The sequence below is a fragment of the Bradyrhizobium sp. USDA 4454 genome, from assembly GCF_054822705.1.
Genome location: NZ_JBTRCN010000001.1, coordinates 3,261,084 through 3,276,453 on the forward strand (window position 1 = coordinate 3,261,084; position 15,370 = coordinate 3,276,453).

A 15,370-nucleotide genomic window follows, 5' to 3' on the forward strand; every position below is an offset into this window, starting at 1 on the left:
CGGGGGTATAAACTGATTTGCTGTTGGCTTGCGGCGCGGATGAATGGGAGCGATCGGGCGGGTGTTGGTGCGGTTGAACAGGCGAGGGCGGGTGCGGGCGGGATGTTCCATCATCCTGGCCTATCTGTTCTGCGTGCTCGCGCCGTCTTTCGCGCTGGCATTCGGGGCGCCGTTTCCGTGCCTGACCGACGAGGTCCAGCCGGCCGTCGCGGTGCAGATGCATGATGCCGCGATGCCGATGGCGCATGCCGAGCATGTCGCGCATGATCATGCCTCCCACGATCATGGTGGCATGCACATGCATCACGCGGACGATGGTGCACAACCCGCAAAGCACGGCCACGACGGCAAGGCCTCGCCGGGGCCGTGCTGCGCGTTGATGTGCGTGTCGGCGCTGCCGGCCGATCTTCCCTTGGTCGACGGTCCCTTGCACCCGATCGCGACCCGTCTTGCCGAGGCCATTCGGAGCCTGCGCAGCGAGGCGCCGGCGCGGCTCTACCGTCCCCCCATCGCCTGATCCTGAGCTGACATCGTGGCTGTGCCGCGCGTTTGCGTGCGCATGCCTGAGATTCATCCAGTGATCGGGACAGACCCATGTTTTCGCATCTCGGGGCGAGGCTCGCCGCCGTGGCCGCCAGGCTTGGCAACAGGCTTGGCCGGCGCGCGCCACCCACATTCGTGTCGCGGATCGGCGCCGCCATGCTCGCGGCCGTGCCGCTCGCCGGCTGCATGACTGATGCACGGCCGGTCGCCGTCGGGGGCGATCCCGCAAATCCGTCAGCGCCCACGGCCGGTGTCGGCTACCGCTCGACCATCGCGCCCTACGAAAGCCTGCGTCCGGCGACGCCGCTGCCCTGGCGCGAGCGCAATGACGGCGTGACGCCGCCGGCGAAACCGGATCGGTAGAGCGCCATGCGACATCTGGCCATCGCGCCGATCCTGCTCGTGACATCCGCGCTCGCGGGCTGCGCGTCGTTCTCGTCCGACACCGGCATGGGCGTCGTGTCCGAGGTGACGGAGAAGGCGATCGGCAAGGACGTCGCCTTCGTTCGCTCAGCGGACGAGGCCGCGACCGCCGACGCCGCGGGGAAGCGGCTATTGGCGCGTAATCTGACGGCGGATGCCGCCGTGCAGGTCGCGCTCTTGAACAACAAGGGCTTGCAGGCCGCCTATAACGAACTGGCGCTGGCGGAGACCGATCTGGTCGCCGACAGCCTGCCGCCGAACCCGACCTTCTCGGTCTCGCGCATCACCGGCAACGGCGCCAGCGAGGTCGAGCGGCAGGTGGTCGGCGACATCCTCGCGCTGGCGACGCTGCCGGTCCGCTCCGAGATCGCGCGCGAGCGATTCCGGCAGGCGCAGCTCAAGGCCGCGCTCGCCACCCTGCGGCTCGCTGCCGAGGTGCGGCGCAGCCACGTTGCGGCGGTCGCCGCCAACGAGACGGTCGCGCTGCTGACCGATGCGAAGGCGACCGCTGAATCGACCGCGCAGCTTGCAAAAAAGCTCGGCGAAACCGGCGGCATGAACAAGCTCGACCAGGCGCGCGAGCAGGTGTTCTACGCCGAGATCACCGCCGAGCTCGCCAGCGCGCGGCAGAATGCGGCGAGCTCGCGCGAGCGGCTGGCGCGCCTGCTCGGATTGTGGGACGGCGATCTCGGCTTCCGGATTCCGGACCGGCTGCCGGTGCTGCCGAAGCGGCCACTGCAACAGCCGTCGATCGAGGTCGCCGCGGTCGGCCACCGCGTCGATCTGCAGATCGCGCGGATGGAGATCATAGCCCTCGCCAAGGCGCTCGATCTCACCGAGGCGACCCGCTTCGTCACGCTGCTCGACGTCGCCGGTATCGACAAGCGGACCCACGATCCCGAAGCGCCGGCATTCAAGGAACGCGGCTTCGACGTCCAGTTCCAGATCCCGATCTTCGACGGCGGCGAGGTGCGCGTCCGGCAGGCGGCCGAGACCTACCGGCAGGCGATCAACCGCCTGACCGAGAAGGCGATCAACGTCCGCTCCGAGGCGCGCGACGCCTACCGCGTCTACCGCTCGACCTACGACATCGCCAGCCACTATCAGCGCGAGGTGCTGCCGCTGCGGCAGATCATCACCGAGGAGATGCAGCTGCGCTTCTCCAGCATGCAGGTCGACGTGTTCGCGCTGCTCACCGAAGCGCGGCAGCGGCTCGGCTCGCTGCGCGCGGCGATCGATGCCAGGCGCGACTTCTGGCTGGCGCAATCCGATTTGCAGACCGCGATCAACGGCGGCGGCTCGGCAGCCGCGGCATCGACACCATCGTCCGTCGCTTCGGCCGCACCCGCGGCCGGCGATCATTGAATGGAGACAACACGATGTTCTCTCGGCGTGGATTTCTCGGCAGTGCGGCCCTGGTCACCGCAAGCGCAGTCAGTGGCCGGGTGCAGGCCGCTGCCATCCCGGAAGCACCGACCATGGACAAAGCGGTGATGCAGCCGCCGCTGCATCCGACCAGCGGGCCCGACTACCGGCCGGTCGTCACGCTCAACGGCTGGACGCTGCCGTGGCGGATGAACGGCGATTGGAAGGAATTCCATCTCGTCGCCGAGCCCGTGGTGCGCGAATTCGCCGACGGCATGAAGGCCAATCTCTGGGGCTACAACGGCCAGGCGCCGGGCCCGACCATCGAGGCGGTCGAAGGCGACAAGGTCCGCATCTTCGTCACCAACAAATTGCCGGAGCATACCACGGTGCACTGGCACGGCATGATCGTGCCATCGGGCATGGACGGTGTCGGCGGCCTCAACCAGCCGCACATCAAGCCGGGCAAGACCTTCGTCTACGAGTTCGAGCTCAAGCACAGCGGGACCTTCATGTATCACCCGCATTCCGACGAGATGGTGCAAATGGCGATGGGCATGATGGGCATGTTCATCGTGCACCCGCGCGATCCGGCGTTCCGTCCCGTCGACCGCGACTTCGTCTTCATCATGAGCAGCTACCTGATCGACCCCGGCACCTATCTGCCGAAGGTCAATGAGATGACCGACTTCAACATGTGGACCTGGAACAGCCGGGTCTATCCCGGCATCGATCCGATGCCGATCCGGCTCGGCGACAGGATCCGCGTGCGGATCGGCAACCTGACCATGACCAACCATCCGATCCATGTGCACGGACACAATTTCAAGGTGACCTGCACCGACGGCGGCTGGGTGCCGGAGAGTGCGCAATATCCGGAAACCACGACCGACGTGCCGGTCGGCGCGGTCAGGGCGTTCGACATGCTGGCCGACAATCCCGGCGACTGGGCGTTCCACTGCCACAAGTCGCACCACACCATGAACGCGATGGGTCACGACATGCGCAACTTCATCGGCGTGTCGCGGCAGGATCTGGCCAAGGCGGTCGGCAGGCTCGCGCCCGACGCCATGGTGATGGGATCGACCGGCATGGCGATGGGCAACATGGAGATGCCCGCGCCCGACAACACGCTGCCGATGATGACCGGAACCGGACAATTCGGGCCGGTCGAGATGGGCGGCATGTTCACGGTGATGAAGATCCGCGAGGGGCTCGGCCGCGACGACTACAGCGATCCCGGTCCCTACACCTATCCGCCGGGCACCGTCGCCTACGAGGTCGACGCGCCGGCGCCGAGCCCGCGCGGCAGCCGCCGGCCGCGCCTGAACGCAAAGCCAAGCCATCGATGAAGGGAATGAAGATGTAGCGGATCAACGGGCCATCCGACGAGAAGCCAGTCGCAAACACCAAATGGAGAATCCAATGAACCACCGCATGACGATCGGCATCGCGCTCCTTGCGCTGTCGGTCACCGCCGCGCCGTCGCGCGGTCACGAAAAACATGGTCACGAATCCCATGGCCACGAATCCTATTCGGCTGGCGAGCCCGGCGATCCCGGCAAGCCGTCGCGCACGGTCGAGATCGAGATGAAGGAGATGGAGTTCACGCCGTTCCGCATCGAGGTCAAGCGCGGTGAGCAGATCCGCTTCGTGATCAGGAATGCCGGCACCGAGGATCACGAATTCCTGCTCGCCACCACCGCGGAGAATTTGAAGCACGCCGAAGTCATGAAGAAGCATCCGCATATGGAGCACGACGATCCGAACGGCGTGCGCATCGCGCCGAAGAAGAGCGCGGAGATCGTCTGGAAGTTCACCAGGGCCGGGACGTTCGAATATGCCTGCCTGATCCCCGATCACCGCGAGTACGGGATGACCGGCCGCGTCATCGTGAAATGAAACCAGCAACGAGAAGGACGACAATGATGAACAGGATGATCCGGATTGCAGGCGCTACCGCCGTCGGCCTGGCGCTGACACTCGGCGGGACGTTCGCGCAGGCCGCAGCGATCAACGGCGAGGTCAAGAAGATCGACGAGGGCGCGGGCAAGATCACGCTCAAGCACGGCCCGGCCAAGAGCCTCGGCATGGATGAGCCGATGACCATGGTCTACCGGGTCAGGGATCCGGCGCTGCTCAAGCAGGTGAAGGTCGGCGACAAGGTCAAGTTCGAAGCCCAGGAGGGCGACGGCGGTTATACCGTCACGGCGATCCAGAAGGCGAAGTGAGGCGATGACCGGCGTGGGATCGGCAGGCGTGTGGCCAGGCCAGGCGGCATTGGCCACGCGTTCACCTTAAATGATGGCGCCGCGGGAACGTCCGTGGCAGCGGCGCGTTGCTGTGCATCATTGATGTGCAGAAGGCCCCCTCCATGACAGTCAACGCGGCAATACTGATGATGGCATTGGTGCTGTCGGGAACCGTGTTGGCGCAGAGCTCCGGTCCTTCGGCCGGGACCGGCCAGGCCGCCAAACTGACCACCATCGGCCAGGCGCTGAACGACACGACGAAGACGGGCGAAGGCGGGCCGCCGATCGAGCGGGCCGTGCGCCCGGCAAAGCCGGGGGACACCGCCGATGGCGGCACGGTCGGCACCAGCCGTCCGCAGAAGCCCGACCGGCGCCTCGAGCACTACCCGTAACTAGCCGCAACTGTTCGGATTCTTGGATTTATTCTTGGGGATCTAACAGCTCCCGTGGCGGTGCGACGCGCCATTGTCATGATCCTGTCATGCCAGGTCGGTTAGCCCAGCGTTCTGGTTGAATGCGATGGGCAGGTCATGGCCGGGACGAGCCGGGCGCAGTTTCTTGGGCAGGTTCTTGGACAGCTCCTTGGGATGGATCGGCAGATCGGCGGCGTGCTGGTCGTCCTTGCGGTTGCGCAGCTCGTCGGCTGGGGCACCCTCGGCCTGCCGGCGATTGCCGGCCACCGGATTGCGTCCGACCTCCACCTTTCGCTGCCGATGGTGTTCGGCGGTACCTCGACGCTCTACGTGACCATGGGCCTGTGCGGCCCGCTGCTGGCGGAACCGTTCCGGCGGGTCGGCGCGCGGCGGGTGATGGTGACCGGCAGCGCGGTTGCCGCGCTCGGGTTCATCGCTCTCGCCTGCGCGCATGACGCGGCGGGTTACTTCATCGCCTGGACGATGCTCGGGATGGCCGGAAGCGCGGCGCTGAGCACGGCCGCCTACATCATGCTGAACGAGGTGGCCGGGCGGAACGCGAAGGGCGCGATCGGTGCGCTGATGCTGGTCACCGGGCTGTCCAGCAGCATCTTCTGGCCGGCCACCGCGTTCCTCGCCGAGGCCCTGGGCTGGCGCGGGACCTGTCTGGTCTATGCGGCGGCGATGCTGCTGGTCTGCCTGCCGCTCTATACGTTCGGGCTGCCGCGCCGTGTGGTCCATGAGGCCGATACGGCATCGGGGTCGGACAGCGCGGCGGCGCCGCCGGCGGCGGGCAGGGGCACGTTCGTTCTGGTGGTCGCGGCGATCGCGCTCAACGCCTTTGTCAGCTTCGGCTTCAGCGCGGTGCTGGTCGAGCTGTTGAAGGCGCAGGGGTTGTCGGCGGCCGAGGCGGTCGCGTTCGGCTCGACGCTCGGCATCGTGCAGGTGTCGGCGCGCGCAATCGACTTCCTCGGCGGTGGCCGCTGGGATGGCATCACGACCGGGCTCGTCGCCGGCACGCTGCTGCCGGTCGCGATGCTGATCCTGATCATCGGCCACGGCAGCTACGCGGCGATCGCGGCCTTCATCCTGATCTACGGCCTCGGCAGCGGCGCGCTTGCGGTGGCGCGGGCGACGATCCCGCTGGTGTTCTACGACAAGAGTGCGTTCGCCAAGGCGACGTCGCATATCGCGCTGCCGCTCAACCTGATCTCGGCGGCCTCGCCGCCGGCGCTCGCCTATCTGCTGACCCGGTTCGGCAGCAACGCCGTGCTGGAACTCGCCTTCGCCTGTTCGGTCGGCGCGCTGGTGATGCTCGCCATTCTCGGCCGCCGGCGGCGCGATGTGGGGATCGCCGCCACGCCGTGACGTCGCGATGATCCGTCTTCTGTCCGCTCCGTACAATCCATCGTGAAGCCGGGCACGGCTTTTGCTTTCTTTTGGTGGTGATGCGGCTCCGGCAACGAACGGGGCGTTGAGCGCGATCGCACGCGCTCACAATCGGACACGAGGTATTGGCATGACCCAGCAAGTGATCGGCTTTGTCGGCTTCGGCGAGGCAGCGCAGTGCTTCGCCGCCCATCTCGCAAGCAAAAGCGGTCCGGCGCCGTTGGTGTTTTGCGAGGGCAAGACCAATCGTCCGCCATATTCGGATGCGTTCCGGGACATGGCGTCCGCCTGCGGGGTCGAACTGGTCGATAGCCTGTCGACGCTGATGGCGCGCGCCGACATCGTGTTCTCCGCAGTCGTGGTGGCGACCGCCGCGCTTGTCGGCCAAGCCATCGCCAGCCTGGTTCGGCCTGACATGCTGGTGGTCGACGTCAACGCGTCCACGCCCAGGACCAAGCGATCCGTCGGCGAGGCCGTGGCGGCGAACGGTGGTGCCTATGTCGATGCCAATCTGATGGGCGCGGTCAGCATCTACGGCGCGGCAGTGCCGCTGTACTGCTCGGGCGATGGCGCCGCGCGGTTTGCCGAGGCGTTCGCGCCGCTGGGCTTTACGATCGAGCTCGCCGGCCCGGAGGCCGGCACCGCGGCAGCAGTGAAGATGCTGCGCAGCGTCGTGACGAAAGGCATGGAGGCGCTGATCGTGGAAGCGCTGACCGCAGCCTCGCTCGCGGGGGTTCGCAGCGAAGCGCTGCGTGGCATTTGCGAGCCGATGGACGCGACGCGCTACAGCAAATTCGTCGACATGTGCGTGCGCACCGATGTGCTGCACGCCGAGCGCCGTGCCGTGGAGATGGACGGCGTCGCGGAGGGGCTGCGGGAAATCGGCCTGAAGCCCATCATGACCGAAGCGACCGCCACGCGGCTCAGGACATCGGCACGGCTCGGCCTGCGCGATGATTTCGCAGCGCGTCCGTCTTACAGCGCCGACGACGTGCTCGATGCCTATGCTGCGAGAGTGGCCAACATGATGCCGACCTCCCCTTGAAAAGGGGAGGTCGCTTTGCTCGCAGAGCAAAGCGGGTGGGGATCTGATCTATCCACGCGCGGTGGAGCTTGCGGCATCCCGACCTTGCCCCTTTCGGGGGGAAGGCGAAGCGAAGACCTGCAGTCCGGATAGAATACAGCCAACAAAAAAGCCGGCGTGGTCGTTGTGACCACGCCGGCTTGACTGGGGAGACGGTCGGCCGCTCAGTAAACCAGGCCGGTGCCCGGGGGCTTCTCCAGCGCCGCGGCGAGCGAGCGGTATTCTTCGCTGTTGGTGCCGGCGAGCTGGGCGATGCGGTTCAGGTGATACTGCGCCTGGTCGCGGTTGCCCTGTTCGACCTGCCAGAGGCCGTAATACTGCCAGGTGCGGACGTGGGCCGGGTCGGCCTTCAGCGCGCGCTCGTACCAGATCTGCGAGACCTTGTAGTCGCCGAGCTTGCGATAGGAGTAGCCGATCAGATTGGCGACGTCGGCACGGTCGTCCTGGCCGAGCGCCTTCAGCTGCTCGATCGCGGCGGTGTAATCATGCTGGTCGTAGATCGTGGTATAGGCGGCGCGATAGCCGGCCAGGAACTTCTGATCGTCGATCGCGGAGCTCTTGTCCTTCTTCGCCTTCTTGCCCTTGTTGCCGCTGTCGGAAGCCGGTGGCGAGGGATTGTCGCTGCCCGCGGCGTAGGCCGAGATGACCGGCCCGGCGGCGAGCGTCATCGAGAGCACTGCAAGGCCCAAAAACTTCGTCTTCCTGCTCATTCCTGGTTGCTCCTGATCGTTCCTGATCGTGCTCGGTAATCCTACACCGAAGCCTGATGACTTGAACACCCAGGGGTGCGGAACATTCCCGGCCGATCCCACGATTGCGTGATCCTGCGATCCATCCCGGCGGGCAACATGACCAAGATGTCATTCACATGAATGAATTCCGTCCGTGCCCTTCAGAACGGGTTCAGTGCGCGGCCCCTAGGGTCACGTGCATTGATCGGTGAGGCCGACCATCCGGCCGGAGACCTCTCGATCCCGAAGAGGAGGACCACCATGCTGAAGACGATTTCCGCCGCGCTGCTCGCCGTGTCCGTGATCGCAGCGCCCGCGCTCGCCGCCGAGACCGGCAAGACCGCAACGCCCGCGCCGGCGACCACGACCGCTCCGTCGACGGCTGCGCCCGCGACCAAGGCCGCCCCGGTGATCAAGAGTGAGCAGCTGCCCTCGAAGGTGCGTAACGCAAACGCCAAGATGCACCACAAGCACTATCGCCATCACCACCACCACAAGCACGTGGGCATGCTGAAGGTGAAGTCGCCGAAGCATGCGACCAAGCACGTCCACTCGAAGGTCGCGACCAAGCACGTCGTGCCGGCCAAGCGCGGCTGATCAAGCCCGGCAGAACCCTGATCCGGGGGGCGTAGTTCGATCCACATTGCCCCGCTGCGCCCTCAGCGACAAAGGCAAAACCTTTGCGCGGGGATCAGAACCGGCCCGTCCGTCCATTGCTTCCCCAATGGCGGCGGGCCGGAATGCGTCCGGGGAGGTATTGCTTCCGGCTCCCGGGTGGAATGTCAGAGACCGTCGTTGACCCCGGCCATCGCAAGAGGTCAGGCGACCTCGTAGAAGGCGTAGCGGAGCTGCCGCGTCGCCGGATCAAACAGGCCGGTGCCGATCGCCTGGATGCTGTTGAGCCAGCCATAGCGGGGATCGCCGGTCTCGAAGCGGGGCGCGACGACGGCCCGGTGCGGTCCCGTCGCCGAGAAGCGCAGGCGGCCATTGTACTGGACGAAGATCAGCGCGTCGTCGTCGGTCCGCACGGTGAAGCGCACGTCCAGCATGGCAAAGGAACGATCCGGCGCCACGATGAGCCAGTCGGCCGCGGCCTTGCCCGCCAGCGAGGCGTTCAGGCGCCGGCCGCTGATCCGGAGCGTGCCGACCTCCGCCACCGCCCGCTCGCCGAGCGGCGTGCCTGGCAACGCGAAGCGCTCGCCCATGTCGGCGAGGACCTCGCAGATCGGCGTCAGGGCCGGCGGCGGCAGGCCATCAGCGGAGGTCATTGCCGTTGCTCCGCGGCGGCCAGGCGCACCATCAGCTTGCCGAAATTCTTGCCGTTGAGCATGCCGATGAAGGCCGATGGTGCCTTGTCGAGGCCGTCGACGATATCGTCGCGCGTCCTGATCTTGCCTTCGCGCAACAGCCTCGCGACCTGCTGGACCGCGTTCGGGATCTCTGCGATGTGGTCGGAGATGATGAAGCCGCGCACATTGATGCGATTGCGCAAGAGCGTGCTCCAGTCCGGTCCGGGCGAGGGGGCGGTCTGGTTGTATTGCGCGATCAGGCCCGACACCACGACGCGGGAGTGCCGGTTCATCCGCGGCCACACTGCATCGAGCACCGCGCCGCCGACATTCTCGAAATTGATGTCGATGCCGTCGGGCGTGGCCTTGGCCAGATCGCGGATCAGATTGCCGGCCTTGTAGTCGACGCAGGCGTCGAAGCCGACCTCGTCGACGACATAGCGGCATTTGTCCGGGCCGCCGGCGATGCCGACGACGCGGCAGCCGGCGATCCTGGCCAACTGGCCCGCCACCGTGCCGACGGCGCCAGCCGCCGACGACACCACCACCGTCTCGCCCGGCTTCGGCGCGGCGAGGTCCATCAGGCAGATATAGGCGGTCCAGCCGGGCAGGCCGAGAGGTCCGAGCCACGCCGGCAAGGGCGCCAGCGCCGGATCGATCTTCCTCCAGGTGCTCGCCGCGGTGGCGACGTTGTAGTGCTGCCAGCCGCCCATGCCGTGAACATGGTCGCCGGGCGCGAGCGTCGCCGACCGCGACTCGACCACGATTCCGACGACGTGGCCCCGCATCGCCTCGCCGAGCTTGACCGGGGGGATGTAGGAATCCTTCTCGTCCATGATCCCGCGCATATAGGGATCCAGCGAAAGATAGAGCGTCTTCACCAGCGCCTCGCCGTCGGTGAGCTCGGCGGTGCGGCGCTCCGACAATTCGAAATCGGCCTCCGTCGGCATGCCCACCGGGCGGCGCTTCAGCAGGATCATTTGATTTGCAGGCATCGTGAACTCCGGAGGTCAGGACGCGGTGAAGAGGATCTTGCCCTTGGCGCGCGCGGCGTGGCTGATCGCCTCGCGCGGCGACGACAGCGGGTAGCTGTGTTCGACGGGCACCTTGATCGAACCGTCCGCGAGCAGCGGCAGCACCTCGTTGAGGATGTTGGCGACCAAATTGGGATCCGCCGATCTGAACCATTTGATCAGCCAGAAGCCGCGGATGGTGAGGTCGCGGAAGATCAGATGCGGCGGAAACGCCACCGCAGGCTGCCCGCTCATGCCGGCATAGACCACGAGCGTGCCGCCTTCAGCGACCGCGCCGGTGAGGGAACGCATCGCCTCGCCGGCCACGCCTTCGAGGCCGAGCCGGATCGGCGCCTTGCCGGTTGCCTCCGCCACACGCTTCGGCAGGTCGGGGCCATCCAGCAGCACCACATCGCCGCCGGCGGCTTTCAGCTCATCGACCAGCTCCGGCCGGCGCACCACATTGACGGTCCGCAATCCGCGCGCCTTGGCGATCGCGATCACCGCGCGACCGACACCGGAATTGGCGGCGTTCTGGATCACGAACTCGCCGGGCGCGAGATCGACGAAGTCGGTCAGCATCAGGCGCGCGGTGAACGGATTGATCAGCGCCATCGACGCCTGCGCGTCGTCGATGCCGGCGGGGACCTTGACCGCGCGGTTCGCGGAGATCGTCAGATAGTCGGCCCAGGTATCGTGTCCGTAGGGAATGATGACGCGGTCGCCGCGCTTGAAGTCGGTCGCCGCGCCGGCGTCGACGACGGAGGCGACACCCTCGCCGCCCATACCCGTCGGCAGCGGCGGGCGCTTGCCGTAGAGACCGCGCATCAACAGCAGATCCGCCGGATGGATGGGTGAGGCGAGCAGCTTGACCTTGAGCTGTCCTGCGGGAGGCGACGGCGGCTCGCTCGCCTCCACGGTCCTGACGACCTCCCACGGCTTTCCGTAATCGACGACCTGCACGGCAAACATGCGCTTCCTCCAGATGCGGTTGTTCGAAATCAGGCGACGGCGTCGGCGACGAGGGTCGGATAGTCGGTGTATCCGCGCTCGCCGCCGCCATAGAAGGTTCCGGCGTCGGGCGTATTAAGCGGCGCGCCGATCGCGAAGCGATGCGGCAGGTCCGGATTGGCGATGAAGGCGCGGCCGAACGCGATCGCATCCGCATTGCCGCCTATCAGCTCGGCTTCCGCGGACTGCTTCGTGAAGCCGCCCGAGGCGATCAGGGGGCCGTTGAACAGCTTGCGGAACAGCGCGGTGACGGAGGCGGGCGCCGCGAGGTTGAGCCCGTCGCGGATGCCTGCGTTCGCCCGCGGTTCGATCAGATGCAGATAGGCGATCTGCCGCGCCGACAGCGCCTCGATGGCATGGCCAAACAACGCGGCCGGATCGGAATCGGCGATGTCGCCGACAGCGCCGAACGGCGACAGCCGGACGCCGACCCGGTCGGCGCCGCAGACCTCGATCAGGCCCTCGGTCGCCTCCAGCAGCAGGCGCACGCGATTTTCGATTGGCCCGCCATAGCGATCGGTCCGCCGGTTGGTGCGGTCCTGCAGAAATTGGTCGATCAGATAGCCGTTGGCGCCGTGCAGCTCGACGCCGTCGAACCCGGCCGCCAGCGCGTTGCGCGCCGCGCGCCGGTAGTCCGCGACGATATCAGCGAGCTCGCCGGCCTCCAGCGCGCGCGGCGTCTCGTAGGGCAGACGCTCGAACGTGGCGCCGAACGCCTGTCCGGCCGGCGCGATCGCTGAGGCGGAGACGGGGAGGGAGCGATCGCTGCGATGGCTCGAATGCGAGATGCGGCCGGTGTGCCAGAGCTGCATGAAGATCACGCCGCCCTTGGCGTGGACCGCGTCCACCACGGCCTTCCAGCCGGCGATCTGCTCGTCGGAGTGGATGCCCGGCGTGCGCGGATAGCCCTTGCCCTGCCAGGAAATCTGCGAGGCTTCCGAGATGATGAGGCCGCCTTGGCTGGCGCGCTGCCCGTAATATTGGGCGTTGAGCGCGCCAGGCGCCGCGCCGGGCTCGGAGGCGCGCATCCGCGTCAGCGGCGCCATCACCACCCGGTGCGCAAGCTGATGACGACCGATCTTGACGGGAGAGTGCAGTATTTGACGCATCGGATGCTCCTAAGACGACCAGTCATATTGAAGCCGGTCAAAACGAAGTGTTGCGGGTTTGGCTTGTCATCGCGTGGTGAGGCTGGTGAACACCACCTTCTCGAACGCCTCCAGCGCGCTGCGGTCCTTGTCGACCTTGGCGCGCATGACCGTGCCTTCCCAGGCGTTCAGAAGGAACGAGGCGATCGTTTTGGCGTCGATGTCGTGGCGCATGGAGCCGTCGGCCTGGGCTTCGCGGACGCAGGATTCGATGCCGCGGGCCCATGCCGCCATCACGATCGCCAGTCGTTCGCGGATCGGGCGGCTCTGGTCCGACATCTCGGTCGCCATGTTGCCGATCAGGCAGCCGCGATGGTACTTGTTCTTGCGGGAGATTTCGTCGAGGGACCGGAAATATGATTTGAGCCGGACGATGGGAGCGACATTCGCGTCGTTCAGCATGCCCAGATGGGCCAGCGCGCGCTGCCAATAGCGCTCGATGACCTCGATCCCGAGCTCTTCCTTGCTCTCGAAATGATTGTAGAACGAACCCTTCGGCACCCCCGCCGCGTCGGTGATGTCCTGCACGCCGGTGGCGTTGAAACCCTGCCGGTGCAAGGTATCAAGCGCTGCCGCGACGATATTCTCTTTCATGCTCGGTCTCGCCATGGCCTTCAATATGACCGATCGTCTTAAGAGCGTCAACACCTTCCAGTGAACTCGCCGGAGCAGGCTCTGGCGCTTCGGCTCCGATCAAAGTCAGAACCGAAGCGGCGGATTGACGCCGTCGTCGCGCGAACCGCTCTTCACGTCGCGCGAAAACGCTGTAAGAAGCGCAACCGGGGATCAAGGATCTGCGACACGTGAAAGTTCAGCCGGGGATTGCATCGAAACTGGCGGCGATGCTGCTGCTGTCGCTTCCGCTGGCCGGCTGCCTGACCAGCGAGGACGGCGGCGGGCCGACCAGCTTCACCGACGATCGCGGCGTCGCCGACCAGCCGTTCCCGGGCCGGTACCGCGACCAGATCGTCGCCTTCATGCGGACCTATCTGAACAACCCGGTGGGGGTCCGCGAGGCCGGCATTGCCGACCCGGCGCAGCGCACGGTCGGCGGCCGGCTGCGCTACGTGGTGTGCCTGCGCTACAGCGCGAAGGATAGCGACGGCAATTACCGGCCGGCCCGGGAGCGCGGCGTCATGTTCGTCGACGGCCGGCTCGACCGCATCCTCGACAATGCCGTCGAACAATGCGCCGGCGCGTCCTACGCGGCATTTCCGGAACTGGAAAAGATGGCGCGGTAGTGCCGCGGCTGCTTGTCGCAAGCCTGACCGGATCGTTAGCCAACTCCGATCACTTTTCGCGGAGCATTGAACTTCCACTTAGCCGTTTGCGACTTACATGCAGCCGAAATGCGGCTGCTTAACCGGTGAAAAAACCTTCTGTGCCAGGGAACAAACACGGGCGTTGTTGCGACCCCGTCACAGCTTGGAAACATCACGGGTCCGGCATTGCCCCAAAGCAACCTAATTGGCGTCACGTTGTTTGGCTTAACAGCGCAGCGTTCGTAACGGGGATCAGAGATGAAGAAGTTTTTGCTCGGCGTGGTCGCGCTGGCCGCTTTTGCGAGCCCGGCGTTGGCGGCCGATATTCCAGCCCGCACCTATACCAAGGCACCGCCGCCCTATACCGCACCGGCGGTGGTCTACAATTGGACCGGTTTCTACATCGGCGGCCATGTTGGCGGCGCGTTCACCGACGGCAACAATCTGATGGGCAGCGACGCGCGCTTCATGGGCGGCGTGCAGGGCGGTTTCGACTATCAGTTCGCCCCCAACTGGGTGATGGGTATCGAGGCGCAGTACTCCTGGCTGCCGAGCTCCTCGAACAACGGCCTGACCTTCCCCGGCGGAACCGTCGTGACCGGCAATACCGACCAGCTCGGTTCGGTGACCGGCCGGCTCGGTTACACTTGGGGTCCGGCGCTGCTCTACGCCAAGGGCGGTTACGCCTGGCGCGACAATAACAACATCACCGCCTCGGTCGGCGGCGTGCCGACAGCCTTCACCACCGACGGCGGCCACAAGGACGGTTACACCGTCGGCGCCGGCCTGGAATACATGTTCGCCCCGAACTGGTCGGCGAAGGCCGAGTACCAGTATTACAATTTCGGCAAGACCACCTTCACTAGCGGTCCGGCCGACATCGTCGGCGCGAGCTTCCGGAACGACGAACATACCGTCAAGCTCGGGGTCAACTACCGCTTCGGCTGGGGCGGCCCGGTGGGCTCCCGCTACTAACAGTCGTCCCATCGCGATCGCGATCGAAAGGCCGGCCTTCGGGTCGGCCTTTTCGTTCGGCCTGAGGTTTTTCTTTGGCCTGGCGTTTGCTTGTTCAGCCGCTATTCACGCCCGATCGTGCAATGCAAAAAATAATTCCTGCATTGCACGGAACTTTCATCGTGATGCGTTATTATGGGACCGCCGGGGCTGGTGGACAAACAAACATGCGTAGTTTTGCGTTAGGGCTGATGATCTCTGCGGTCGCTGCACCGTGCGTTGCCCAGACCGTCCTTAAATCCGAACCCTTGTCGCTCGCGCCCTATGAGGTCGTGCTGGTGCAGGATGCGTCCTGCACGGGGGGCAAGGTGCTCAAGGTGACGGGTGCGATCCGGGGTCTGCATCGGCGGAAGATTTGCGTGCCGCTCGCCGCCGAACAGGCCTCGCTGGCGACCGCGACGCCGTAACCACAGGGCGGACGGCATGATATCGG

At 66.1% G+C, this 15,370-nt stretch carries 19 protein-coding genes; 13 read left to right on the forward strand and 6 right to left on the reverse strand.

All coding sequences use genetic code 11. The features are described from left to right. The first annotated feature begins 43 nt into the window (after window positions 1-43). From ACVIW0_RS15015 to ACVIW0_RS15055, 9 genes are all read left to right on the forward strand, one after another. Window positions 44-517 carry a hypothetical protein gene (locus ACVIW0_RS15015; protein ID WP_461353037.1) on the forward strand — a complete coding sequence of 158 codons (474 nt, stop codon included), beginning with the start codon at window positions 44-46 and terminating at the stop codon, window positions 515-517. Window positions 518-594: 77 nt separating this feature from the next. Continuing rightward, a complete protein-coding gene (locus ACVIW0_RS15020) occupies window positions 595-906 on the forward strand; it encodes a hypothetical protein (RefSeq protein ID WP_461353038.1) in 312 nt (103 codons plus the stop codon). Window positions 907-912: 6 nt separating this feature from the next. Continuing rightward, window positions 913-2,331, forward strand: a complete 1,419-nt coding sequence (locus tag ACVIW0_RS15025; RefSeq protein ID WP_461353039.1) for a TolC family protein — start codon at window positions 913-915, stop codon at window positions 2,329-2,331. Between the two features lie 14 nt (window positions 2,332-2,345). Further along, window positions 2,346-3,683, forward strand: coding sequence for a multicopper oxidase family protein (locus tag ACVIW0_RS15030; protein ID WP_461353040.1), 1,338 nt, complete (start codon window positions 2,346-2,348; stop codon window positions 3,681-3,683). A 73-nt stretch (window positions 3,684-3,756) separates the two neighbouring features. Further along, window positions 3,757-4,233, forward strand: coding sequence for a cupredoxin domain-containing protein (locus tag ACVIW0_RS15035; protein WP_461353041.1), 477 nt, complete (start codon window positions 3,757-3,759; stop codon window positions 4,231-4,233). Between the two features lie 26 nt (window positions 4,234-4,259). Continuing rightward, window positions 4,260-4,562, forward strand: coding sequence for a copper-binding protein (locus ACVIW0_RS15040; protein WP_461353042.1), 303 nt, complete (start codon window positions 4,260-4,262; stop codon window positions 4,560-4,562). A 143-nt stretch (window positions 4,563-4,705) separates the two neighbouring features. Next, window positions 4,706-4,975 carry a hypothetical protein gene (locus ACVIW0_RS15045; RefSeq protein ID WP_461353043.1) on the forward strand — a complete coding sequence of 90 codons (270 nt, stop codon included), beginning with the start codon at window positions 4,706-4,708 and terminating at the stop codon, window positions 4,973-4,975. 195 nt (window positions 4,976-5,170) lie between these two features. Beyond that, entirely contained in the window at window positions 5,171-6,364 is a 1,194-nt protein-coding gene (locus ACVIW0_RS15050) for an MFS transporter (protein ID WP_461353044.1), read from the forward strand. A gap of 151 nt (window positions 6,365-6,515) precedes the next feature. Beyond that, a complete protein-coding gene (locus tag ACVIW0_RS15055; RefSeq protein ID WP_461353045.1) occupies window positions 6,516-7,430 on the forward strand; it encodes an NAD(P)-dependent oxidoreductase in 915 nt (304 codons plus the stop codon). Window positions 7,431-7,633: 203 nt separating this feature from the next. On the opposite strand, the gene ACVIW0_RS15060 is transcribed toward ACVIW0_RS15055, so the two are convergent. After that, window positions 7,634-8,179 carry a tetratricopeptide repeat protein gene (locus ACVIW0_RS15060; protein WP_461353046.1) on the reverse strand — a complete coding sequence of 182 codons (546 nt, stop codon included), beginning with the start codon at window positions 8,177-8,179 and terminating at the stop codon, window positions 7,634-7,636. 282 nt (window positions 8,180-8,461) lie between these two features. Between ACVIW0_RS15060 and ACVIW0_RS15065 the strand changes: the two genes are divergently transcribed. Continuing rightward, window positions 8,462-8,797, forward strand: a complete 336-nt coding sequence (locus tag ACVIW0_RS15065) for a His-rich protein BRANT (protein ID WP_461353047.1) — start codon at window positions 8,462-8,464, stop codon at window positions 8,795-8,797. A 221-nt stretch (window positions 8,798-9,018) separates the two neighbouring features. Here the strand turns inward: ACVIW0_RS15065 and ACVIW0_RS15070 are convergent, their stop codons facing one another. The 5 genes from ACVIW0_RS15070 to ACVIW0_RS15090 form a co-directional block, all read right to left on the reverse strand. Then, window positions 9,019-9,468 (reverse strand): DUF3237 domain-containing protein, encoded by a 450-nt coding sequence (locus ACVIW0_RS15070; protein ID WP_461353048.1) that lies wholly within the window; start codon window positions 9,466-9,468, stop codon window positions 9,019-9,021. Then, window positions 9,465-10,484: an NADP-dependent oxidoreductase gene (locus tag ACVIW0_RS15075; protein WP_461353049.1), complete on the reverse strand. Its 1,020-nt coding sequence runs from the start codon at window positions 10,482-10,484 to the stop codon at window positions 9,465-9,467. The genes ACVIW0_RS15070 and ACVIW0_RS15075 overlap by 4 nt, the downstream gene beginning before the upstream one ends. Before the next feature lie 15 nt (window positions 10,485-10,499). Beyond that, complete coding sequence (locus ACVIW0_RS15080; protein WP_461353050.1) at window positions 10,500-11,474, reverse strand: zinc-dependent alcohol dehydrogenase family protein; 975 nt, start codon at window positions 11,472-11,474, stop codon at window positions 10,500-10,502. A 29-nt stretch (window positions 11,475-11,503) separates the two neighbouring features. Continuing rightward, complete coding sequence (locus tag ACVIW0_RS15085) at window positions 11,504-12,622, reverse strand: alkene reductase (protein WP_461353051.1); 1,119 nt, start codon at window positions 12,620-12,622, stop codon at window positions 11,504-11,506. A gap of 66 nt (window positions 12,623-12,688) precedes the next feature. After that, window positions 12,689-13,255: a TetR/AcrR family transcriptional regulator gene (locus ACVIW0_RS15090; protein WP_461353052.1), complete on the reverse strand. Its 567-nt coding sequence runs from the start codon at window positions 13,253-13,255 to the stop codon at window positions 12,689-12,691. Window positions 13,256-13,503: 248 nt separating this feature from the next. Between ACVIW0_RS15090 and ACVIW0_RS15095 the strand changes: the two genes are divergently transcribed. The 3 genes from ACVIW0_RS15095 to ACVIW0_RS15105 all read left to right on the forward strand — a co-directional run bounded on the left by ACVIW0_RS15095 (window position 13,504) and on the right by ACVIW0_RS15105 (window position 15,344). Next, on the forward strand, window positions 13,504-13,902 hold the full coding sequence (locus ACVIW0_RS15095) for a hypothetical protein (protein ID WP_461357338.1): 399 nt from the start codon (window positions 13,504-13,506) through the stop codon (window positions 13,900-13,902). Window positions 13,903-14,181: 279 nt separating this feature from the next. Next, the gene (locus tag ACVIW0_RS15100; protein WP_461353053.1) at window positions 14,182-14,898 is read left to right on the forward strand and encodes an outer membrane protein; all 717 of its coding nucleotides are present in this window, start codon (window positions 14,182-14,184) and stop codon (window positions 14,896-14,898) included. Window positions 14,899-15,104: 206 nt separating this feature from the next. Then, entirely contained in the window at window positions 15,105-15,344 is a 240-nt protein-coding gene (locus ACVIW0_RS15105; protein WP_461353054.1) for a hypothetical protein, read from the forward strand. Window positions 15,345-15,370 lie beyond the last annotated feature (26 nt).